The sequence below is a fragment of the Thalassospira sp. SN3W genome, from assembly GCF_038070535.1.
Taxonomy (GTDB): Bacteria; Pseudomonadota; Alphaproteobacteria; order Rhodospirillales; family Thalassospiraceae; genus Thalassospira; species Thalassospira xiamenensis.
Genome location: NZ_CP121124.1, coordinates 3272489 through 3294939 on the forward strand (window position 1 = coordinate 3272489; position 22451 = coordinate 3294939).

Here is a 22451-nt window from a genome sequence, read left to right on the forward strand (position 1 = left end):
TAAATTTTGTTCGAAACCGTAGACATTTTTTTATTCCATCCCACATGAAATGTAATGGCAGTGTCACAAAGGGCATCGAAATTGCCCGATGCCAGTTCCGCTTAAGACCATCCCCCTCAGGAGGCAAAAGTGGCTAGCTATCAGAAATTTTCTGGAAATGCGCCGGCAACGTCATCGCGAGAAAGACAGTTCGAACCGGCCTATGAAAAATGGCGGCGCGACGATCTTTATCACCTTGCCAAGCAGCACGGGATCGAGAACCGCGCGAGTATGTCGACTGACGAACTGGCCCGTGCGTTGCGCGATATTGGTTAGACTGGGCTTCTTTTCGGCGACTTTTGGGTGTCCTGCTGTTTGCGGGACGCCGCATAATTTTCGTGCCTGATATCTTCCGGATGCGGTTTCGCGACGTAACAGGCAAGGTAACAGTAAGGTTAAATTGACCTGACATGCTTGCTGCGCGCGGGACTGTCGCCCTACCTTCCCTATGGCCAGTCGAGCCATATGGAGGATCCCGTGAAGCCAGTACAACTTGTTTATCACCGTGGCGACAGCCTTAATGCGCCGGAAAATACCTTTGCCAGCGCCGAAAGTGCGATTGTGGCGGGGGCGGACTATATCGAATTCGATGTGCGTCAGTCCGCCGACGAAGTTCTGTATGTCATGCATGACGCAACCGTGGATCGCACAACCGATGGCACCGGTGCCATTGCGGAAATGACCAGCGCGGAAATTGATCGGCTGGATGCCGGGTCTTGGTTCAATCCGGCATTCGCAGGCGAGCCGGTGCCGCGGCTTGAAGACTTTCTGCGCCGTCTAAAGGGGCGGGTGAAAATATATTGCGAGATCAAGCAGGCAGATGCGGGCAGGGTTGTCGACATGCTTGATGGTTTTGCCTTCGGAAACGACGTTTTTGTCAGTTCTTTTTCTGCCGACATTCGTGACGACCTGCGCCGGATTGCACCGGATATCCGGCGCAATGTGCAGCTTCATATTGCCGGTTCGCTAGAACAGGCGATCCATCATGAACAGGCACATATTTTCGAATTTCTTGAGGAAAATGTGACACGCGACGCAATACATGAAGCAAAGGCGCGTGGTCTTGAGACGATGATTTTCATCGATACGCCCAATGCGGAACTTTTCGCCAAACTTGTCGAATGGCAGATTGACTATGTCAATCTGGATTATGCGGCGCTTTTCCGTGCGGTTCAGCAGGAAGTCATGTTGCGTTTGGATGGTGCCGCCCAGACGATCTGATCCTTCCGTAGGCCAACTTGATTTGACCTTTCGGATATAATTGGTTAATGCGGCGACACTGAAAATAAACAGGCGATCATCGTCCTTTGCACGGTGGGAAAGGTCTGTGACCGGTGTCGAGGGAATAGTCTTTGAAACTTGTAAGCTGGATCGCTGCGCTGTGCGCGATTTTGGGGGGCGCGATGCATGTTGATGCGCGTGACCTGAACAATGTTTCCGAACCGCGCATCGCTTTTATCAATCCGGGTTATGGTGATCGCGGTTTCTGGAAAGACGTGCGCGACACCATGCAGGCCGCAGCCGATCAGTTCGGTTTTGATCTTGTTGTGTTTGACAGTGACCGTGACTGGAAACAGATGGCCGAAAGCGCCAATCGTGTTTTTGCCATGAATCCCCCGCCCGATTACATCATCGCGGTTAATGAACATCAGCAAGGTACCCGGATCGTTCTTGAGGCGCAGGAACGCAACATTCCGGTTCTGATGCTGCTCAATGATCTGACCGATGAACAAAAGCAGCGATTTGGCCGACCGGGCAGGGAACTCGGCTTCTGGATTGCGACGCTGGTTCCTGATAACGAGCGTGCCGGATTTGAAATTGCCCAGTCGTTGGCTATTGCCGCAAAGGACGCACATAATGGCGGTTTGCGCAAAGACCTTTGCCTTTTGTCTTTGGCCGGGGACAGCATGACACCGGCGTCGCTGCAGCGGCTCCGGGGGCTTGATATGGCATTGGAACAGTATCCCTTGCTTCGTGAACAGCGTCGCCTTGTGGTCAATTGGTCATTTGAGGAGGCCTATCGCAGGACTGCGGAATGGCTTGCCACAGGTGGCTGTCTGGATGCGGTGTGGGCTGCCAATGACAGTATCGCCCTTGGTGCAATCAAGGCGATCGAAGAATTCGGAAAAGTTCCCGGGAAGGATGTCTTTGTTGGCGGCTTGAACTGGTCCACCGAAGGATTGGAAAATGTTGCCAGTGGCAAAATGACGATGACGCATGGCGGACATTTTCTGGCGGGTGCGTGGATTATGGTATTGCTAAAAGATTACCTTGAAGGCATTGAAAAACTGACAACAAATCCCGAAGTATCTTTCGGAATGCAGGCAATAACACGGGATAATTTCGAGACCTACAAGCAGGTTCTTGGCGACCGTGACTGGAATAAGATTGATTTTTCACAGTTCAGCCTTGTCAGCAATCCGGAACAAAGGGACTATCGGTTCAGGATCGAGGAACTGAATTCGGCGCAGGAACGTGATTGGCCAATACCGTCGCGCTGATTGGACTGGCTTTAATGGAAAGGGTGCCGTGTGTCTAAGACAGGAAAGGATACCGTTCAGGACCTGTCTGGACTGAAGCTTGGCAGTTCTGTTGCGACAAGGCAGCTTAAATATTCCCTGTTGGCCGCAATGCTACTTGGTTTTGTTATCACGGCTTTTCAGATTTTCACCGACTATCAATGGCTTGAGGGTGTCTATCAGCAGGCCAACGAGCGTGTTGTTGATAGCAGCCTGCCTGTGGCGGCCGAAGCGGTGACAAAAAAGGATGCAGCATTGGCCGAGGTCATGGCGCGCGGCATGATGCTGCAAAGATCCATTTCCAGTGTCAAAATACAGCTTGGCGATGGCTCCGTTCTTTATCAAAGAAAACGTCCGGTAGGGGAAATTCAAACCTCGCGATGGGCGGAAAAGTTGTTTGGCGGTTTGCAGCAGCTTGAAATCCCGCTTCAAAATGAAAACAACCCGTCTGCCGATGCCTTGGGAACACTGGTCGTTGTCCTGAATCCCCAGGTTTATGTAACTGCGTTCATGTCGCGGTCTGCCTGGTCGTTTTTGGCCAACATGGTTTTTGCGGCCACCATGGCGGTGGTATTTGCCGCGCTCAGTTATTTTGTGTTTTCGCGCCCCTTGGTGAAGCTGGCGCATTACATCGTCAATTCCGATCCGTCGGATGTTAAACGGTCGCTGGATATGCCGCCAACGTACCGTCATGACGATGAAGTGCAATTGCTGAGTTCGGTTACGGTAGGGCTTTTTGGCATGATACGGGGGCAAATCGGGCAATTGCAGCGCGCGCGTGATGATTTGCAGGACGCAAATGTCAATCTGGAAACGCGGGTTGAAAGTCGGACGCGCGCATTGAATGAAGCCATGGGCAAGCTTGAAGCGCTGGCTTCGACAGATCCGTTGACCGGTCTTGCCAACCGTCGCATTTTTATGATGCGTCTTGAAGAAAACCTTTCGATCTGGAAGCGTCGCGATACGCCGATGAGTATCATTTTGCTCGATATTGATAGGTTCAAGCTTTTGAATGACACCTATGGTCATCAGGCCGGAGATGCGGTTTTGGTATCACTGGCAAAGCTTTTGAAATACAGCCTGCGTGATATCGATTTGCCAGCCCGACTGGGCGGGGAGGAGTTTGCGGTTCTTCTTCCGGGGGAGGGGGCGGAAGGTGCCATGATCCTTGCAGAGCGTCTTCGGAGCGCGTTTGAACAGGATGCTGTTGCCTTCGGCGGCAAGCATTTGAACTACACGTCAAGTTTCGGGGTGATATCCCTGCCTGCACAGGGGACGGCTGGAAAATTGGATGCGCAAGTTGCCAAAAACGTTGCATTGCTGAAATCCCGCGAAAACACAGATGTTGCCGATATTCTTTATTCGCTGGTCGATGCCGCACTTTATCAAGCCAAGGAAACAGGGCGAAATCGTTGTGTGCCTGTCGATCTTGCCAATCTGGCTGATCAGATCAGCGCTTGAGTTGGGGGCTATTGACGGCCGTCGTCATTTCCCTGTCTTGAAATCCGTATATCGCGGTGGATTGATACACTCATCAGAAGGCCAAAGCTGACAAGAATTGTCATCATCACCGTGCCGCCATACGAGACCAGCGGCAACGGAACACCGACCACAGGGATAAGTCCCATCACCATGGCGATGTTGATGAAGACATACAGGAAAAAGGTCGAGGTGATCCCGATTGCGACAAGGCGACCGAACTGGTTGCGGCACCGAAGCGCAATCACATAACCATACATGATTACCATGGTATAAAGCAGCAGCAACGCCAATCCGCCAACCAGCCCGAACTCTTCACCCAGCATGGTAAAGATAAAGTCGGTCTGTTTTTCCGGCAGGAAGTTCAGATGGCTTTGCGATCCCAGCATATAACCCTTGCCAAACAGGCCGCCCGACCCAAGGGCAATCTTTGACTGGGTAATGTGATAGCCCGCGCCAAGCGGATCATTTTCAGGGTTCAGGAACGTCAGAACGCGGTTTTTCTGATAATCGCGCAGAAACTGCCAGCCGATGGGAATGATTGCCAGAACCGCGCCAAGTATCAGGGCGAATTTCCACATCCGAACCCCGGCAAGCCAGAAGATGACGCCGCCACCGGCAATCAGCAATAGGGCAGTACCCAGATCAGGCTGGCGCAACACCAGTGCCGCAGGAGCCAGAACCATTAAAAGTGGCGGTATCAAAAGCGGAATGCGCCCCACTTCTTCGACAGTCAGGCCGTGGAAATAACGCGCAAGTGCCAGCACAAGCGAGATTTTCATCAGTTCGGATGGTTGCAACTGGAAGAAACCAAGATTGATCCAGCGTTGCGCCCCCATGCCAATATCCCCCTTGATTTCAACCCCAATCAGAAGGATCAGCGCGACGAAATAGGAAAAATAGGCAAGTTTCAACCAGACACGGACATCGGTAACCGCGATGCCAATCATCACGATGGCACCAACAGCAAAACGCATCATCTGACGTTCTGCCCATGGTTCAACCGAACCGTTGGCCGCCGAATACAGCATGGCAAAACCGATCCCCGCCAGTGTGGAAATCAGCAATACCAACGTCCAGTTAAGCATTAAAAGACGGCGACCGATTGGCACGTAATCCGGATCTTCGCCGATACGATATCTGCGGCTTGCCATCGTTCTAGCCTTCTTCTTCGCGGTCTGTCTGTGACGGGTGCGATAATTGCGCGGTGGATTGAATGTTGGCCGCCGATATGCCCGGGCGTGCAGATTTCAGTTCCTGCGCCTTGATCAGAATGTCACGTGCAATCGGTGCAGCGATGCCCGAACCGGATCCACCGTGATCCACAACAACCGCGCAGGCATAGCGGGGATTGTCGACCGGTGCAAAGGCAACAAACAGCGCATGGTCGCGGTATTTCCACGGCAGATCATTGTTATCAAGAACCCCGGTGGTTTGGCGTTCGCGCATGGTAATGCGGCGGACCTGACTGGTGCCTGTCTTACCGGCCATCTCCATGCCCTTGATATCAATCCGCGACCGATGTGCCGTGCCGCGCAATTCGTTGGTGACACCATTCATGCCGTCGCGAATACGCGCCAGATGGGCACGGTTGACCTGAAGTTCGGGGAATTCCTCATTCGCCCGGCTGGTGATGCCTTCTGCGGTGACATGATCGCGTGTCAGATGCGGCTTAACAGCCTTGCCCGATGCAATGCGTGCAACCATGGTCGCCAGTTGCAACGGCGTTGCCAGGACGTATCCCTGACCGATTGACGAAATCAGGGTTTCACCACCCTGCCAGCGTTTGCCGAGCTGGATTTCCTTCCAGTCCTTGGTCGGGATCAGGCCGGAACGTTCATTGGGAAGGTCGATACCGGTCAATTCGCCAAGGCCCAGTTTATTGGCCATGGCGGCGATACGGTCGATGCCGATCTTTTGCGATATTTCATAGTAATAAACATCGCAGGAATGTTTCATCGAGTCATGCATATCGACCCAGCCATGCCCGCCACGTTTCCAGCAATGGAACCGTGCATTGCCAAGATCAAGATGACCCGGGCAGAAGAAACGCTGATTGGCTGTAACCACACCGGCTTCAAGTCCGGCAAGGGCGACACACATCTTGAATGTCGAACCCGGTGCATAGGTCCCGGTGACGGCCTTGTTAGACAGTGGTGCGTATTCGTTATTGACCAGACTGTTCCATAGCTTGTGCGAAATGCCGTTGGTAAAGGCGTTCGGGTCGTATGTCGGATGCGATGCCATCGCAAGCACTTCGCCGTTATGAATATCAAGCACAACGGCAGATGCGCTTTCCTTGTTTGACAGGCGCTGGTTGGCGTAACGCTGCAATTCAAGATCAAGGGTCATGACAACCGTGTTGCCACTGTCGCCTTCTTCGCGGTCAAGTTCGCGGATGACACGGCCAAGTGCATTGACTTCGACCTGGCTGGTGCCAGCACTGCCGCGAAGTGCCAGATCGTAAACTTTCTCGATCCCGCTTTTGCCAATCCGGAACCCAGGCAGTTCAAGCAATGGATCGCCGGTCAGTTCTTTTTCCGACACGGCCGCCACATAGCCCAAAGTATGCGCCAGATGCGGACCTTCGGGATAATCGCGCGAACGACCGGCATCAATGATCAGACCGGGCAGGTCCGGGGCGTTAACGCCGACGCGTGCAACTTCTTCCCAAGTTAAATTGTCGCGCACCGTAACCGGGACAAAGGACCGTCTGCGCGCGACGTCACGTTCAACCCGTTCGATGGTGTCGGGGCCAAGTTCGATGATCTGACCCAGAATTTCCAGGGTCCTCCGAACATCCTGCGCCTGTTCGCGAACGATCATGATGTGATAGTTCTGCCGGTTTACCGCGACCGGAGCACCAAAACGGTCGGTAATCAGGCCGCGCGGTGGCGGCAAAAGGCGATGGGATATCCGGTTTTCATCGGCAAGGACCCTGTAACGGTCGCTTTCCATTACCTGCAGATAGTACATGCGTGCGGCAAGACCGGTCAGCAATATACCCTGCCCCGCGCCGAGCATCAGGGCGCGGCGGGTAAACATGCGATATCTGTCTGAGTCACGGTGCCACATCGGCGTCGTCAAACCTGCTGGTCGGAGTGCCCCGACGGAATTCCGGAAACTTGCGTGCCCGTTTTATCCTGTGCGGTGCATGTTGAAAACTGTCTTTCAAACATAGCCGGTAGCTATTGCCAAAACATCAATATTGATCCAGCTGGTGCTGTTCTAGATATGGCGCAGAAGCGTATTTTGCGCCCGTGCCAGAACCCATGCAACAAGCGGGAAAAGTGCCGCAGTCAGTACATAGCTAATCAATGTCGACTTGATCGGCAAGAAGGCCCCGATTAATGCCGAACTCAAAAGCCACTGAACCAGCAGTGCCGGGATCGCGACCAACGCAAAACCCCACCACATTACGCTGAACGGCTTGTTATGGAAAAAACGGCCCTGGCTTGCAGATCCGGTCTGCACGAGCAGCAAGACCAGCGAACTGACGCCAAGGGGCAGGCCTGTCAGCAAATCCTGCAACAGTCCAAGAAAGAATGCCGTCAGCGCGGTTAGCAAATCCGGGCGGTTCACCGACCAGTAAAATACAGCCATCAAAGGCAATGCAGGTGATGCGGTGCTGAGCAATGGCACGCTGATCGGCAGCAGATTAAACAGCAACAGAATGAAAACGCTGAATGCCGGAAACAAGCCTCGCGCAATGATATCCAGCCTGTGCCAGACACCGGGCTTCACGGAAGTCGATCCGTTGGCTGTGCGGGGCCAAGCGTTGGCATATTTGCTGCCGCATCGTTCCCGTCATTGGGTACGATGCCAACACCGTTGGGGATAACGCCATCATTCTGCTGATCACGGCGCATGGCCTGATCGCTCAGGATGCCTTGCAGGCCATAATCCGCGACGCGCAGATATTCAAGTTGGTGGCGGCGGAACAGTGGCGCGACACGCACGGCATTTTCCGAAACGGATGAAACGACACCAACCGGAATGCCAGGCGGGAAGGCACCACCATGACCGGATGTCAGAATGCGATCACCCGGCGCAACCGCCGCATCCGCAGTCAGGAAGGTCAAAAGCGGGCGGTCTGTGTTGTCGCCCGACAGAAACGCACGGTCACGCGAATTTTCAACAATCACCGGGACGCGTGAATTGATGTCTGTAATCAACAGAACGCGCGAAGCCTGATAGCCTGCTTCGGCAACACGTCCGACAAGCCCTTCGTCGGACATAACTGCCTGTCCTTTGATCACGCCATCGCGCGAACCGGCCGATACCATCAGGCTGTGCGCATAGGCACCGCCCATATCGGCAATCACGCGGGTGGTGACAAGGCGCAATGGCGGCGGGCTTGTATAATCGGCAAGGTCGCGCAGGCGGGCATTTTCATGCGCTAGATTACGGGCAACCTGCTGCCACGCCAGCAATTCGCGGTTTTCGCGACGCAGGCGTTCGTTCTGTTCATAGAGATTGAAGATATTGGTCGCCTGTTCCGTCAGCTCGTTGATGCTGGCGGCGGGACGGGAAACAACATTCATGATCGGGGATACAAGATCGGCCGAAGCGGCTCGTATCCTTTCGATCAGAACGGTATCAGCCTTGCCCAGAAGCATAAGGCCAAACGCCGATACGATTAGAAGGATGAAGGCGAAGCGGTGAAGCGCCGTACGTAACGGCGAAAAGATACGCTGCTGCGGACCGCCATGCTGAGCCACTATATTCCCCGCATTAGATCAGAAAAGTTGCCCCGAAATCCCCGTGGGATATTCAACCTTAACGAAATCACCGAGTCGCGTCCAGTCAGGACATGACCCGGTGAGATGTTTTTTGCCATTTCGCCTTAGTAAGCGGTGTGCAACACGTTGCGAAGCATCTTCTTTTCTTCGAGCGCACGACCCGTACCAAGCGCAACGCAGGACAGGGGATCATCGGCAATCGAAACCGGAAGACCGGTTGCATGGCGCAGGACATAGTCCAGATTGCCAAGCATTGCGCCACCACCGGTCAGAACGATACCCTTGTCGACGATATCGGCTGCCAGTTCCGGCGGGGTCTGTTCAAGGGCGACTTTCACCGCCTCGATGATTGCCGAAACAGGTTCTGCAAGGCTTTCTGCGATCTGGCGTTCGGAAATGATCAGTTCCTTCGGAACGCCATTCATCAGATCACGGCCACGGATTTCAACCGTTGCACCATCACCATCGTCTGGTGCGCAGGCTGAACCGATTTCTTTCTTGATGCGTTCTGCGGTGCTTTCACCTACCAGCAGGTTATGGGTGCGACGGATATAGGCGATGATCGCCTCGTCCATCTTGTCGCCACCAACACGCACCGAACGGGCATAAACGATACCGCCAAGCGACAGAACCGCGACCTCGGTGGTGCCACCGCCGATGTCGACAACCATGGAGCCGGTCGGCTCGGTGACCGGAAGACCCGCGCCAATGGCGGCTGCCATCGGTTCGTCAATCAGCCAGACCTTGCGGGCGCCGGCACTTTCAGCACTTTCCTGAATGGCGCGGCGTTCAACGGCGGTCGAGCCAGACGGAACGCAAATGATGACTTCCGGGCTTGCGAAGTTGCGACGGCCATGCACTTTACGGATAAAGTGTTTGATCATCTCTTCGGCGATGTGGAATTCGGCAATCACGCCATCGCGCAGCGGGCGAATGGCCTGAATGTAACCGGGCGTACGCCCGAGCATCTGCTTAGCTTCTTCCCCGACGGCAAGTACCTGTTTCTTGCCTTTTTCGTCGGTGATGGCTACCACGGATGGTTCGTTAAGGACGATGCCACGCCCTTTGACGTAAACCAGTGTGTTGGCGGTGCCCAAATCCACCGCCATGTCGGAGGATAAAACCCCAAGAAGCTTGGAAAACATTCCTGCCCTATGCCCCGGTTAATAGTAAAATCTTGAATACGAATGTACCGGCTTTGATAGCGTAACGCGCCAGTCGATGCACGAATAATCTGCTCAGGGAATTGAGGAATAATTAAGACGGGTCACAAGACTTGAAATAAGATGCAAAAAGATGATCCGCCATATGGTGTTGGCGTTTTCATTCAAGGTTTATCTTCCTTGAGAATTATTCCAGTTTTAAGCAGGAAATCCATGATCAGGGCAGTTGTCTCGGGTCCGGTTTCCACTTTCAGAAATTTGCGAGTCGCTTGTTTTTCAGGTGTTTCATCACTCTGAAGCATCTCGAACATTACTGGTTCGCGATCCGCATGCAGGTCCCGGTCCATGCGCCACTGGCACCATGCCGGCGGGTTTAGCCGATCCCCCGTTACCGTCACCAGCAATGCGGGAACGAAATTATCCATTTCCGACATGCATTGGGCACGCAGTCCCACCATCGAGACGAACCGCTGATCAAATCGTTTGGCGTGACCGTGGCGATAGATCGCGAATTGGGCGGCAGCCGCACCGTATCCGTAACCGAAAATCGCAATCCGATCAGGATCGATACCATCCTGTCCTGCCAGATACTCAAGCGCGCTTAGTGCATCAAAGGCCCAATAGGTCACGCCGTGTTTCGGATTATCAAGTGTTCCGGCCGTGCAATAGCTTTGCGAAGGGTGGGCTTTTCCGGGCGATATGCGAAGAACCGCAAGGCCTGCATCATGCAGCGCGGTAATCCAGTCTTCCGGAAAACGGTCGTCACAATCAGGAACAGCAATTACCGCTGCGGTTTTAGCGTTTTCATCCACAGGCGGGTAATAGAGGCCGGGAATATCGAATTGCAGGCTGCTATCGACTTCGGGAATGGCTTTTCCCGCGTCAATCAAACGCTGCCGCAGTCCGCTTATCGGATAAGGTTGAGATGGTATGTCGATTTTCTGCACATCATTAATCGCAGCGGCTTTTGCGTGTGGCGTCATAGCGACAATTACGACTGCACAAAACGCCAATACCGTAATGGCAACAGATCGGTGATGAAACTGAAGAACAGGCTGCATGGTCATGGCTTTGGCCCCTTCGTTCAAGAGGCATAGTGTATCACAGAATGCGCGGGGTCACAGCAATCATACCTGCTAAAAAGCGGGGGTACCTGACGGAAACCGGCCCTGAAACGGAAAAAGGGGCGGCAAATACCACCCCTTTATTCTCAAAATGCAGAATGCCTGATCAGGAAGCCATGGCGTCCGGTGCCGTTTTCTGGCTTTTCTCGATCAGCTTGTTGACCGCGGTGACATAGGCCACGCAGGATGCGACAACGGTGTCGGTATCCGATGCATTGCCAACCACGGTGCGGTCTTCACCATCCAGTTTGACGGTAACCGTACCCTGTGCGTCCGTGCCTTCGGTGACAGCATGAACCTGATAGAGTTTAAGTTTCCAGTCATGGGGATAGATTGCCTTGATGGCGTTGAAGGTTGCATCAATCGGGCCATCGCCGGTGGTTTTGGCAGTGCGGGTTTCCCCATTCACATTCAGTTCCAGTTCGGCGGTCTGCGGACCTTTGGAGCCACAGGTGACAGCCAGCGACACGAACTTGATATGTTCGTTATCACGCATGCCATCATCGACCAGTGCGACGATGTCGTCGTCATAGACTTCTTTCTTCTTGTCGGCCAGTTCCTTGAAGCGGGCGAACGCGTCTTCGATGGCATTGTCGCCCAGTTCGGCAAAGCCCAGTTCCTTGAGCTTTTCCTTGAAGGCATGACGGCCGGAATGCTTGCCCATCACCAGACTTGATTTGTTCAGGCCGATGCTTTCCGGTTTCATGATTTCATAGGTTTCAGAATTCTTCAGGAAGCCGTCCTGATGAATGCCGCTTTCATGAGCGAAGGCGTTTGCGCCGACAATCGCCTTGTTCGGTTGTACGACGAAGCCCGACACAGCCGACACCAGACGTGATGCGTTCATGATTTTGGTTGAATCAATCCCGGTTTCATACGGGAAGGCATCGTTGCGCGTTTTCAGCGCCATGACGATTTCTTCCAGTGCCGCGTTGCCTGCGCGTTCGCCCAGACCGTTGATCGTGCATTCGATCTGGCGAGCACCAGCATGGACAGCCGCCAGCGAGTTTGCAACCGCCATGCCCAAATCGTTGTGGCAGTGAACCGACAGGATCGCCTTGTCGATATTTGGCACACGGTTAAACAGCATGGTCATCAGGTCGGCGTACTCGGTAGGGGTGGTGTAGCCAACCGTATCGGGGATGTTGATGGTGGTCGCGCCGGCATCAATCGCGGCTTCAACGCAACGGCACAGGAAGTCATGCTCGGTGCGCGATCCGTCCTCGGCCGACCATTCAACGTCGTCGGTAAATTTGCGTGCCAGTGTAACACTTTCAATCACCTTTTCCAGAACGCGTTCCGGTTCCATCTGCAATTTGAATTTCATATGCAGGGGGCTTGTGGAAATGAAGGTGTGGATGCGTTTGTTTTCTGCCGGTTCCAGTGCTTCGGCGGCCCGTTCGATGTCACCTTTGGCCGCGCGGGCCAGCGAACAGATGGTCGGGCCCTTGATTTGTTTGGCGATTTCATTGACTGACCGGAAGTCGCCATTCGATGCGATGGCAAAGCCTGCCTCAATGATGTCGACTTTCATTTCTGCCAATGCGTGTGCCACACGCAGTTTTTCATCGAGCGTCATTGATGCACCCGGGGACTGTTCGCCGTCACGCAGGGTGGTGTCAAAAATGATGACGCGATTGTCGTTAGCACTAGCCATTACCGTAATTCCTGATCAAGCGGGACTTTGCCCGAAATTTGAAACGTCAATTTGGAAAGAGTGCGGGCCTTTTGGCGCGACTTGTTCCCCTGAGCTGCGGTAAATGGATTGACCTATTTGGTAATCCGAACCGTCTTCGTACGCTCAGGGGCGGGTAAGTCGTAGCGACCCGAGCGCTGCGAGACCAAGGAGACCGAGAATTAGGTTTAGAGCAGACAGCACAAAGGCACCCGAAGCATCGGCTTCGGTGCGATCGGCAATTGCAGGAATGTTGCAAATGTCTGCGGTCATCGGTCTTCATCAAATGGTATCGAAGTGCCAGGCTGTGCTGGCGACGCACCCAATTTCATCGGACCGCCCGCCAAGGTCAAGTAATTTTTGTATCTTTGATGCGCTTTTAAGGGTGGAAATTAGCGCGACGGTATTGTCGCGGGCCCATATGGCGGCGTGCAGCATAGGATAGAGCTAAATTGATCAAATACGAGAATGGCAAACCACCCAAGCCAAAGATTGCGCTTGAAGTGTTCAAATTCTTGGTTATCTGTTGCAGTATCGATGCGAAATGCCCCAGAAAATTTTCCGATAACGTTTCGTATCAAGTGCCGCCACCAACTTACGGATATACACGATGGTAAGCCTGTCTTTGATCGGGGCCTTTATCCCGACGGCCTTCTTTGTCTCGATCACGCCGGGCATGTGCATGACCCTTGCGCTGACAATGGGAATGACGATTGGCGTGCGCCGTACCGTCTGGATGATGATGGGCGAACTTGTCGGCGTGGGGATTGTCGTGGTGGCCTCGGCCCTTGGTGTTGCAACGGTGATGCTGGAATATCCGGCGGTCTTTGCTGTTTTCAAATATGTGGGTGGTGCCTATCTGGCGTGGCTGGGTATCCAGATGTGGCGTTCGCGCGGACGCATGGCATTTAACGCTGAAATTGATGCCTCCCGCCCGGCAACACCGTTTGCGCTTGCTTCTCAGGGGTTTGTGACTGCGATTGCCAATCCGAAGGGCTGGGCGTTTATGGTGGCTCTATTGCCACCCTTTATCAGTCTGGATCATGCTATCGCGCCGCAGCTTTCCGTGCTGGTGGCAATCATTCTGGTGACAGAACTGATTTGCATGACGCTTTATGCGACCGGCGGCCGGTCGTTGCGACACTTTCTGGAAAAAAGCGGCAATGTCCGTATCCTTAACCGGATCGCCGGGACGCTGATGATCGCGGTCGGGATCTGGCTGGCGTCAAGCTAGGGGCCTATTTGTTTGTAAAACCTCTTTAAATCGGATTATCCTGCCTTATATCGTTGTATAAGTTTATTTGCAGGAAGAGCCATTATGCGCGAATTGCGCTGCATCATTTTCGAGGAAAGCGAGCTGATCAAGGCGCTGGTCGGATATCGCCGCCGCACCGGAAAGCCGTTGCCGCCCGGTCAGATCGGGAGGCTTGAAATTGAAAAATCTCCTGAAATTGCCGCACGGCTCAATATCATTGCCGATCATGGTGACCCGATAATTGTCCCGGCGGCAGGTGCAGAACTGGCGGCAGCCCTGATTGCCTATTGCATTGATGTGCGCGTGCCGGTACCGGCATCTTCGAAAAAGTCGATTACCATGATTGATGGGCATGTCGCGCTAAAGATCATGAAGCAATAGGGACGACTTTAACGCCCAAAAGAAAAAGCGCGGCATTGGCTGCGCTTTTGCAATTGAGGGCAGGGAGATCAAGGTCGGATCAGTGTTACCACTGCATCATCTTGCCTTTGAGAGCGCCCATGCGTTCGTCTTCGTTCTTGAAGCTTTGGCCTGCGACAATCCCGTCCTGCACCTTTGTCATCATCAGCCATTCCTTGACCTTCATGAAACGTGGGGCAAGGAACTGATATGTATCGCGGACCAGACGCACCGCCGGTGCGCCCCGTTCCAGTGCCATCGTATCCCAGCGTTCAAAAAGCGGTTCCCATGCCCGCAGACGGCGATACAGATCATCGCGCTTGTTGCGGATATACTGGCGCTGGGTCGTGAAGTTACGCAGGACTGACATGATTTCGCCGGTATTGGCGTCAATCTCGTCAAAGCTGGTTTCAAACTTTTTCATCGCATCATCAATAAGGCGAATGACCTGTGTGACCGTTTCCAGAACGCCCTTTTCATGTGCATAGATACGGCGCAGTTCCTGCAGCTTCGTGTCGATCTTTTTCACATTGCGGTACTTGTCGCGCAGCGTTTCGACATAAGAAAGTTCCTCGGCGACCTGATGAACCAGATTGACGACTTCCTCGCGGTTTTCGCGGCCGATATTGAGTTTATCGGCGACTTCGTCGAATGCCTGATTGATCTTTTTCTTGGTGCCTGGGTCTTCGGCGATCTGCATCAGCTGTTCGGGATCAGTGATCAGTTCTTCATTCCCGGACATCCAGGTGACAAGCTGCATGGTCAGGCGGTTATAGGCGATTGCACGGTGATCTTCATCGACATCCCACGACGCCTCGCCCGTCAGAACTTCGAGCGGCAAATCATCGCCGGGGCGCAGCACATTGACGAAATCCAGTGACTTGTCGACAAGGCCGATCAGTTCACCATCATTTGAATCCGGGTCGATCCCGAATTCCTTGCAAACCGCCTTAAGGGGCAGGGATACAACCGATCCTTCGGCCATTTTCAGCACAAAAAGAGCCTCTTCCGAAAGGTCGGACTTTTGGAAATGGCATTCCTCGAACGATTTGAAGACCTTGTGTTCAAGATCAAGTTTCCGTTCGCGCATCGGTTTGTTCATTTATTTGCTCCGCCCGGATTGGTACTGCTGGTCTGATTTATCGTCAGCTCCTGCGATAGGGCTGACGGTCAGTTTATTGCAGCAGCCCCCGGGACTGGTAGTGTCCATATTCTCATACCGATAAGGTTGGGAGAACGTATCGATGTTTCCAGTCTCAACCTGACAGATATGTCACATTATCATAATGCAGGTATTTCTGCCTTCCTGTTTGGCTTGATAAAGGGCGCCGTCAGCACGGTCAACAAACTCCAGTATATTCTCGCCAAGCTTATAAGACGTCAAGCCGATTGAAACGGTTAACTTACCGAAATCCTTGCCTGTTTTCTTGTTGATAATTCTTTGACCTGAAACATTGTCGCGCAATTTGTTGGCAAGCTTCGTGGCGTTTTCCAATGTCGTGTCGGGCAGGATGACGGCAAATTCTTCGCCACCGTAACGCGCAACGGTATCCGCCCCTTTGGTCGAATTGACCAGAACCCGTGCAACAGCCTTCAAAACCCCGTCCCCGGCACGATGGCCGTGATTGTCATTGAAGTTTTTGAAATGATCAATATCGATCATCAAAAGGCTTAACGGGGCGCCGGTTTCCATCGTTGTCGTGACCGCATCACGAAGCGATGCATCAAAATTCTTACGGTTGGCTATCCCGGTCAGGGTATCGGTCAATGCATCACGGCGGACCAGTTCCAGTTCGCTGCGAACCCGGCGAACTTCATTGTGGTACTCGTCAAGGCAACCGTTGAATTCACTATAACGGCCATGCGCATCGCGGGTGGCACTTGAAAGTCCGCGTGTGACATCGCGCGCGATTTCAAGCGTTATATCGTCCGAGCTTAACCGATCTGACGCATTGTCGAGATGCTCGCAGAAGCCTTCGGTTTCACGAAGGACGCTGTGAACAGCTTCTTCGACCCGTTCTACCGCAGCCTGTAATCCTTCGACCCCCATATTCAGTCGCTGTTGCAGGGCATGTGTGCCAAGGAATTTGTGGTAAATCCGGAAAACGGTTTCTTCATCCAGTTCCTGAGTATTGCGGATCAAGACCTTGATCAGTTGGCTCAGTTCGGGAATCTCATCGGTCAGATAGCTGTAAAATACGTGATAAACCTGCGGCGTGGGCTGCAGATTCAACTCGGAGATCAGCGTCATGACATTGTGCGCAATGTCGCGTGGATTGGCGATCTTTGTCGTGGCAGTCAATTTATGTTTTCCGATCCGGTCTTCGGCTTAACCTTTTTACCAACTGCTTATGTCCCAATCCGTCCGGAATTATCCGGTTTGCTCGTTTTTTTAATATGTTGTGACTGCGTGCTGCTTTTCACACATTTATTTCTATCTTCAACCGAATTGCCTCTGCTTGTCACGAGAAACCGCGTCAACAATTATGACAAAATCGAACATTCTAAATACGAACGGACAGGGACGCCAGAAATCCTAACGGCTACAGGTGGTTGGTTCTTTTGATTGAATATTGATTTTTTATATTCCCGTTTTGTTGTTCGGGGAAAGCATCGTGTATTTGCGGGTGGTATTTCGTGTGGAGCCGGGGCAAGCGCCATGTGATTCGCTTTTGGCCTCTCGTATGGTTTTGGAAAACTATCGAGGGACTCGGTGCAATAAAGTGATTTCTGATATATGTCGGGGTATTGAAAAACAATCTTTCCATGTTCAATTTTGTGAAAATTTTCACATTTGGCCGTCGCGCCCGGTGCGACGGATGGTCCGCTCTGTTGCTTGTTAAATCCGGTATGGACAGATTGATCTGGCCTGCTTTCTTGCGTGTGGATGTCTGAATGGGAATGGTGACGGATCTGAGGTCGGAAAAATGTGGTTCGAATAATGCCGCTTCCGTCTGAAGCCAAGGGAAATCCAAGCGTTTTGGCCGGGTTCACTGATCTTGATCAGGTTGCCAGGCGGTAGCTTGTCACGACAAGGCAGGTCAAAATTGAAATTTGTTCGAAATCAATGTGCCCCCCGGCGCGATCAGGTTGTGCTGAAAGTTGAACATCGATCAGCAAGCAATATTCGCAAAATACCGGCTAACCATCAGGGTTGAATAAAGAACTTCAAACACGAATTCGTTGCGTGAAGGTCCAAATTCGCGTAAATGTTGAAACGATGCAGTGCATCTTTGGTCTGTGTTGTTGCCTTCTGGTTGAGGTTTCTAACGCTGGTTCAAAAGCGTATTGCAGGGACGTAACTTAAGCATTTTCCGCGCTTGGGAAATGCGATTACCAAAACTAAGGACGACTACGGATATGGCTACCGGAACGGTTAAGTGGTTCAATGCGACCAAGGGTTATGGCTTCATCACCCCGGACGAAGGCGGCAAGGATGCATTCGTGCACATCACCGCTGTTCAGCGCGCTGGTTTGCAGGGACTTGATGAGGGTCAGAAGGTTCAATTCGAGCTGATTGAAGGTCGTAACGGCCGCATGTCGGCAGAAGAACTCTCCATCATGTAATTTGATTTTGGATTGCAGCTTTTGCTGACAACCGTTAACGCGCCGGTCTCCGGCGCGTTATTCGTTTCAGGGCCTTTTTGCGTTAAATTTGTCTATCACGCCCGTTTCCGACATCGCCATCAGGTTACGCCCCATGACCCGGATCATTTTGCCCGCCCCGCCTAATGTTTCAGACGATGCCGTAATATCTGAGTGGCGCAAGAATGTGCGCAAGAAGTTGCTGGCATGGCGCGGCAGTATCGATCCGGCCATCCACAGGCAATGGTCCGTATCCGTTTGCAATGGAATGACGGCCATTCTTGCCGAACGGCCAAAGGCGACGGTCGGCTTTTACTGGCCGATCCAGAATGAAATCGATCTGCGCCCGGTGATTGTCGATCATATCGCGCGCGGCGGAAAGGCTGCCTTGCCAGTCGTACCGGCTAAGGCACAGCCGATGATTTTTCATGATTGGACACCGCAAACCGAAATAGCCCCGGGCTTTGCAAGCATTCCCGAACCGGTCGGGACCAAAGCCGTGCCTATCCATGTCATGATCGCGCCACTGGTCGGATTTGACGGTCGTGGCTATCGGTTGGGATATGGTGGCGGATTTTTTGACCGGACACTTGCCGCGATGGCGGTTCGTCCACTTGTTATCGGTGTCGGCTTTGAAGCCACGCGCATCGCCGATATCTTTCCCCATGAATATGACATTCCGGTCGATATCATCCTGACCGAGGCTGGCATACGCCCGGTAAGCGAAAAGGCAACCGGCGATTTCAACAGGGCGGAGGGAGCGTCGCCGCCCTGCTTCCTGTCATCCTGAGCGGGTTATTCGGCGGCCTGTATTTTTTGACGGCCGCTACGTACCGGAACAATATCTTTGCGCGCGGCAAGAAAGTTCGGTCTTGGCTTCGTACCACCAAATGGCGCAACCAGCCTGTTTGACATCGCATTATAAACGAAAAACAGGTTCGACCGCGGGTAGGGGGTGATGTTGTTGCCCGACCCGTGCAGTGTGTTGCATTCGAAAATCAGAACCGACCCGGCGGGGCCGACTGGTGCGACAATCCCGTTCTCATCGACCATTTCCGAGAGGTTTTTCTGATCAGGAGTGCCGATTTCCTGTATCTTGAGCGAGTTTTTGTAGTTCTGATCGGGAGTTTCTCCGACGCAGGAAATGAACTTTTTATGCGATCCCGGGATCAGCATTAACGGGCCATTATGGGCCGAGTTATCCGTCAAAGTGATCGACATCGAAAGGGCACGCATGCGGGGCATGCCGTCTTCGGTGTGCCAGGTTTCAAAATCCGAATGCCAGAAGAATTCCTTGCCTTTGAAGGCAGGTTTGAAATTGACCCGTGATTGATGAATATAAATATCGTCATCAAGGAAATGTTCGGCAATCGCGACCAGGCGGTCATCTGATATCAGCTTCGAAAACACATCGCTTTTGTCATGAACACGGAAAACGCTACGGACTTCGTCGCTGCCCGGTTCCGAGATGACCTCTTCGTCGGTCGGGTCGGAATTTTCGACCAGCCCTGCCTCGCGGCGGAGCTTGGCGATTTCCCCATCGCTGAAAACATTTTTCAGAAACAGAAATCCGTTCTTTTCATAAAACTTCTCATCCTCGGCCGTGATCATCGGGCAATGGCCATGATCGGACCAGATTACCGGATCAACACGATCGATGATGGTCGGATGGGAAGCGTTTCGGGATCGGTACATATCGGTAAGCATCTCATGCTCCTTTGTTGCCAAATGTGCATTCGTTGCCTGTGATTTGTCACAGATCGTGATAGCCCAACGTGCCGCATAGGCGGCAGGTTCCAAAAAGCGTGAAATATCTTTTCTCTGCGTTCCCGGCTTTCCTGCCTGACAGGAAAAGGACTGTTGCACCACATAAGACAATCACGGCTTTGTGCTGCAAAAAAAAATCGTAAAGGTTCGGGATATGCAGATCAGAAAGATGGCTGGGGAACCTGGACTCGAACCAGGACTAGCGGAGTCAGAGTCCGCGGGTCTACCATTAACCTATTCCCCAGCAGGGGTTTTGGTGCGATTTACTGTTCGGTACATATTTGTACGACACGAACCTCACCATAGCTTGCAAAGCAAGCAAAGGCTGGCTGGGGAACCTGGATTCGAACCAGGACTGACGGAGTCAGAGTCCGTAGGTCTACCGTTAACCTATTCCCCAACAGAGCCTTGAACGCTGTGTGGCGTGGGCCGCTATTTATTAAACCGATGGCACTTTGGCAAGACCTTTTTTGCCCGTTACGTCTTTGGGCACGGGGGTGAAGCCGCTGCTCCATGAGTTAAATGCATACGGGATTTGCCTTGTGCAACATTGTCGGTAAACTCATATGTGTGATTCGCGGGAACGTCATATAATTGTCGTGTTGATGCGATCAAAGAATTTGTAACCGACAAGCAAGGCAGATCAGAGCAGGTGAAACAGGTATCTCCCCATAGCGACACGCACAGGGCTATCCGCCCTGAAGGCGGTGCTGCCATGGCCGGAAATGCCGTGATGGATGCGCCGTGCGTTGTGCCATCATCGAGTTTGCCTGCCGACAGCCTTGTTGTGGATCGCCCGCTGCACCCCACGACCAGTCATCCCCCGCTTTATGCCGCGATTGATCTGGGCAGTTCGAATTGCCGTCTGCTGGTCGCGCGCCCTTGCAAAGACGGGTTCAAGGTGATTGACGCGTTTTCGCGCGTTGTGCGTCTTGGCGAAGGTGTGCGGGAAAAAGGTTATCTTTGTCAGGCGGCAATGGATCGCGCGATTGACGCGTTAAAGGTCTGTTCGAAAAAACTGCGCAAGCATCCCGGTGCAAAACTGCATGCGGTGGCGACAGAAGCCTGTCGGACGGCCAAAAATCGCGATGAATTTGTCCGGAAGGTCTTTGACGAAACTGGTATTGAACTTAAAATCATCAATCCGGACGAAGAAAGCCGTTTGGCACTTCAGGCCTGCTCTGCCTTGCTTGACGAGCGCCCATATGCGGTGGTGTTTGACATTGGCGGTGGCAGCACGGAAATCTGCTGGATCAAGGTCGACAATATGGGCCAGACCCAGTGCATTGAAACGCTTTCGATGCCCTGCGGGGTTCTGTGCCTGACCGAACGTTATGCCGGGATCGAGCAGCGCCGCGAACGGTTCGAAGCAATGCGCACTGAAATTCGCGACCGCCTGCGCGATTTCGCCAGCCGCAATTGCTGCTCGGATATTCTTGACGATGGCAAGGTGCAGATGGTTGGTACATCGGGCACCGTGACCACATTCTGCGGTATTGCGCTTGGCCTTGAACGGTACGAACGTCACAAGGTTGATGGATCGGATTTGCGGTTCGATGATGCGGAACGCGTCACCGAATTGCTGCTGCGCATGGAAGCTGACAAACGCAAAGGCCATCCCTGCATCGGGAATCAGCGGGCCGAGCTGATGGATGCGGGGGCGGCGATCTTTGCCGCGATTCGCGATATCTGGCCCTTGGCGACGCTAAAAGTTGCCGATCGTGGCCTTCGCGAGGGAATCTTGGTCGATTTGATGCGCGCAGACGGTCATGCTATTGACCCGTGCGATGCGCGACGTCATACAGTGTCCCATATCTCGGCCAATCCATGATCGGCATCGCGCCATCGGATCGTACTGGCCTTTAACACGTTTCAGTTCAGGTAAAGAACATGACCGACAATAGCAGCGGAAAAGGCGGGACGCGCCGCCGCAAGGGTTCAGCCATTGCTGCGATCGATACCGGCGCACGGCGCGGGCTGCGGACGCGCGTCAAAAGTGCCAAGGGACGCAAGATTTCCTCGACCCGCTGGCTCGACCGGCAACTGAACGATCCCTATGTGCAGGAAGCCAAGCGCCTTGGCTATCGGTCGCGTGCGGCCTTCAAGCTGATTGAAATCAACAATCAGTTCGATCTGCTGCGTCCGGGCATGCGCATTGTCGACCTTGGCGCGGCACCGGGCGGCTGGACGCAGGTTGCGGTTGACATGGTCGGTTCAAAACAGGGACGCGGTCAGGTCGTCGGGCTTGATATTCTGGAATGGGAAGGTCTTTCCGGTGCAACCTGTTTGCAGGCCGACTTCCTTGACCCGGCAGCACCCGACATGATCAAGCAGGCCCTTGATGGGCCGGTTGATGCTGTGATTTCCGATATGTCGCCCGAAACCACCGGCCATCGCCAGACCGACCATATCCGTATTATCGATCTGGTCGAACATGCATTGCTGTTTGCCGAAGAAGTTCTGGCACCGGGCGGTATTTTCATCGCCAAGGTGTTCAAGGGCGGTACGGAAAATGATCTTTTGAATCGGGTCAAAAAGAACTTCCGCGTATCCAAACATGCCAAACCACCGGCATCACGCCCCGAAAGCCCGGAAGCTTATCTGATTGCAACCGGCTTCCGCGGGCAGAACAATGCCGCCGATGACATTGCCAATGCAGAGTTGCGCGAAGACGACGGCTGGTCGCCGGTCGGCTAAGTTCATG

Annotated in this window: 20 protein-coding genes and 2 tRNA genes; 10 read left to right on the forward strand and 12 right to left on the reverse strand. The window is 53.2% G+C overall.

The window, feature by feature from the left end; genetic code table 11:
- The first annotated feature begins 129 nt into the window (after window positions 1-129).
- The 4 genes from P8T57_RS14825 (at window position 130) to P8T57_RS14840 (ending at window position 4019) form a co-directional block, all read left to right on the forward strand.
- A complete protein-coding gene (locus tag P8T57_RS14825) occupies window positions 130-315 on the forward strand; it encodes a hypothetical protein (protein WP_037992343.1) in 186 nt (61 codons plus the stop codon).
- Between the two features lie 201 nt (window positions 316-516).
- Complete coding sequence (locus tag P8T57_RS14830) at window positions 517-1260, forward strand: glycerophosphodiester phosphodiesterase family protein (RefSeq protein ID WP_167332788.1); 744 nt, start codon at window positions 517-519, stop codon at window positions 1258-1260.
- Window positions 1261-1391: 131 nt separating this feature from the next.
- On the forward strand, window positions 1392-2540 hold the full coding sequence (locus tag P8T57_RS14835) for an ABC transporter substrate-binding protein (protein ID WP_341363554.1): 1149 nt from the start codon (window positions 1392-1394) through the stop codon (window positions 2538-2540).
- A 30-nt stretch (window positions 2541-2570) separates the two neighbouring features.
- Complete coding sequence (locus tag P8T57_RS14840; protein ID WP_341363555.1) at window positions 2571-4019, forward strand: diguanylate cyclase; 1449 nt, start codon at window positions 2571-2573, stop codon at window positions 4017-4019.
- 8 nt (window positions 4020-4027) lie between these two features.
- Here P8T57_RS14840 and rodA read toward each other — a convergent pair whose 3' ends face one another.
- The 7 genes from rodA to P8T57_RS14875 form a co-directional block, all read right to left on the reverse strand.
- Window positions 4028-5191 carry a rod shape-determining protein RodA gene (gene rodA, locus P8T57_RS14845; protein ID WP_007090775.1) on the reverse strand — a complete coding sequence of 388 codons (1164 nt, stop codon included), beginning with the start codon at window positions 5189-5191 and terminating at the stop codon, window positions 4028-4030.
- Between the two features lie 4 nt (window positions 5192-5195).
- The gene (gene mrdA, locus P8T57_RS14850) at window positions 5196-7082 is read right to left on the reverse strand and encodes a penicillin-binding protein 2 (RefSeq protein ID WP_065701926.1); all 1887 of its coding nucleotides are present in this window, start codon (window positions 7080-7082) and stop codon (window positions 5196-5198) included.
- A 183-nt stretch (window positions 7083-7265) separates the two neighbouring features.
- On the reverse strand, window positions 7266-7781 hold the full coding sequence (mreD, locus tag P8T57_RS14855; RefSeq protein WP_007090777.1) for a rod shape-determining protein MreD: 516 nt from the start codon (window positions 7779-7781) through the stop codon (window positions 7266-7268).
- On the reverse strand, window positions 7778-8758 hold the full coding sequence (mreC, locus tag P8T57_RS14860) for a rod shape-determining protein MreC (RefSeq protein ID WP_071240345.1): 981 nt from the start codon (window positions 8756-8758) through the stop codon (window positions 7778-7780). The genes mreD and mreC overlap by 4 nt, the downstream gene beginning before the upstream one ends.
- A gap of 125 nt (window positions 8759-8883) precedes the next feature.
- Complete coding sequence (locus P8T57_RS14865) at window positions 8884-9924, reverse strand: rod shape-determining protein (RefSeq protein WP_007090779.1); 1041 nt, start codon at window positions 9922-9924, stop codon at window positions 8884-8886.
- 182 nt (window positions 9925-10106) lie between these two features.
- Window positions 10107-11009, reverse strand: coding sequence for an alpha/beta hydrolase (locus tag P8T57_RS14870; protein WP_341363556.1), 903 nt, complete (start codon window positions 11007-11009; stop codon window positions 10107-10109).
- Window positions 11010-11172: 163 nt separating this feature from the next.
- Window positions 11173-12723: a 2-isopropylmalate synthase gene (locus tag P8T57_RS14875; protein WP_007090781.1), complete on the reverse strand. Its 1551-nt coding sequence runs from the start codon at window positions 12721-12723 to the stop codon at window positions 11173-11175.
- A 628-nt stretch (window positions 12724-13351) separates the two neighbouring features.
- On the opposite strand from P8T57_RS14875, the gene P8T57_RS14880 reads away from it, so the two are divergent.
- Together P8T57_RS14880 and P8T57_RS14885 are read left to right on the forward strand one after the other, a co-directional pair.
- Window positions 13352-13975: a LysE family translocator gene (locus P8T57_RS14880; protein WP_007090782.1), complete on the forward strand. Its 624-nt coding sequence runs from the start codon at window positions 13352-13354 to the stop codon at window positions 13973-13975.
- A gap of 84 nt (window positions 13976-14059) precedes the next feature.
- Window positions 14060-14377 carry a hypothetical protein gene (locus tag P8T57_RS14885; protein WP_007090783.1) on the forward strand — a complete coding sequence of 106 codons (318 nt, stop codon included), beginning with the start codon at window positions 14060-14062 and terminating at the stop codon, window positions 14375-14377.
- 85 nt (window positions 14378-14462) lie between these two features.
- Here the strand turns inward: P8T57_RS14885 and P8T57_RS14890 are convergent, their stop codons facing one another.
- Together P8T57_RS14890 and P8T57_RS14895 are read right to left on the reverse strand one after the other, a co-directional pair.
- Entirely contained in the window at window positions 14463-15497 is a 1035-nt protein-coding gene (locus P8T57_RS14890; protein ID WP_341363557.1) for a hypothetical protein, read from the reverse strand.
- A 171-nt stretch (window positions 15498-15668) separates the two neighbouring features.
- Window positions 15669-16697 (reverse strand): GGDEF domain-containing protein, encoded by a 1029-nt coding sequence (locus P8T57_RS14895; RefSeq protein WP_063093496.1) that lies wholly within the window; start codon window positions 16695-16697, stop codon window positions 15669-15671.
- A gap of 1058 nt (window positions 16698-17755) precedes the next feature.
- Here P8T57_RS14895 and P8T57_RS14900 point away from each other — a divergent pair.
- Window positions 17756-17962, forward strand: a complete 207-nt coding sequence (locus P8T57_RS14900; RefSeq protein ID WP_007090786.1) for a cold-shock protein — start codon at window positions 17756-17758, stop codon at window positions 17960-17962.
- Window positions 17963-18095: 133 nt separating this feature from the next.
- Complete coding sequence (locus tag P8T57_RS14905) at window positions 18096-18770, forward strand: 5-formyltetrahydrofolate cyclo-ligase (protein ID WP_341363558.1); 675 nt, start codon at window positions 18096-18098, stop codon at window positions 18768-18770.
- A gap of 5 nt (window positions 18771-18775) precedes the next feature.
- Here the strand turns inward: P8T57_RS14905 and thpD are convergent, their stop codons facing one another.
- The 3 genes from thpD to P8T57_RS14920 form a co-directional block, all read right to left on the reverse strand.
- Window positions 18776-19687: an ectoine hydroxylase gene (gene thpD, locus P8T57_RS14910; RefSeq protein WP_341363559.1), complete on the reverse strand. Its 912-nt coding sequence runs from the start codon at window positions 19685-19687 to the stop codon at window positions 18776-18778.
- A 230-nt stretch (window positions 19688-19917) separates the two neighbouring features.
- Window positions 19918-19991: transfer RNA gene (locus P8T57_RS14915), tRNA-Gln, on the reverse strand.
- An 82-nt stretch (window positions 19992-20073) separates the two neighbouring features.
- Window positions 20074-20147: transfer RNA gene (locus P8T57_RS14920), tRNA-Gln, on the reverse strand.
- A 252-nt stretch (window positions 20148-20399) separates the two neighbouring features.
- Here P8T57_RS14920 and P8T57_RS14925 point away from each other — a divergent pair.
- Together P8T57_RS14925 and P8T57_RS14930 are read left to right on the forward strand one after the other, a co-directional pair.
- Window positions 20400-21578, forward strand: a complete 1179-nt coding sequence (locus P8T57_RS14925; RefSeq protein ID WP_223305027.1) for a Ppx/GppA phosphatase family protein — start codon at window positions 20400-20402, stop codon at window positions 21576-21578.
- A gap of 59 nt (window positions 21579-21637) precedes the next feature.
- Window positions 21638-22444, forward strand: coding sequence for an RlmE family RNA methyltransferase (locus tag P8T57_RS14930; RefSeq protein WP_007090790.1), 807 nt, complete (start codon window positions 21638-21640; stop codon window positions 22442-22444).
- The last annotated feature ends 7 nt before the right edge of the window (window positions 22445-22451 follow it).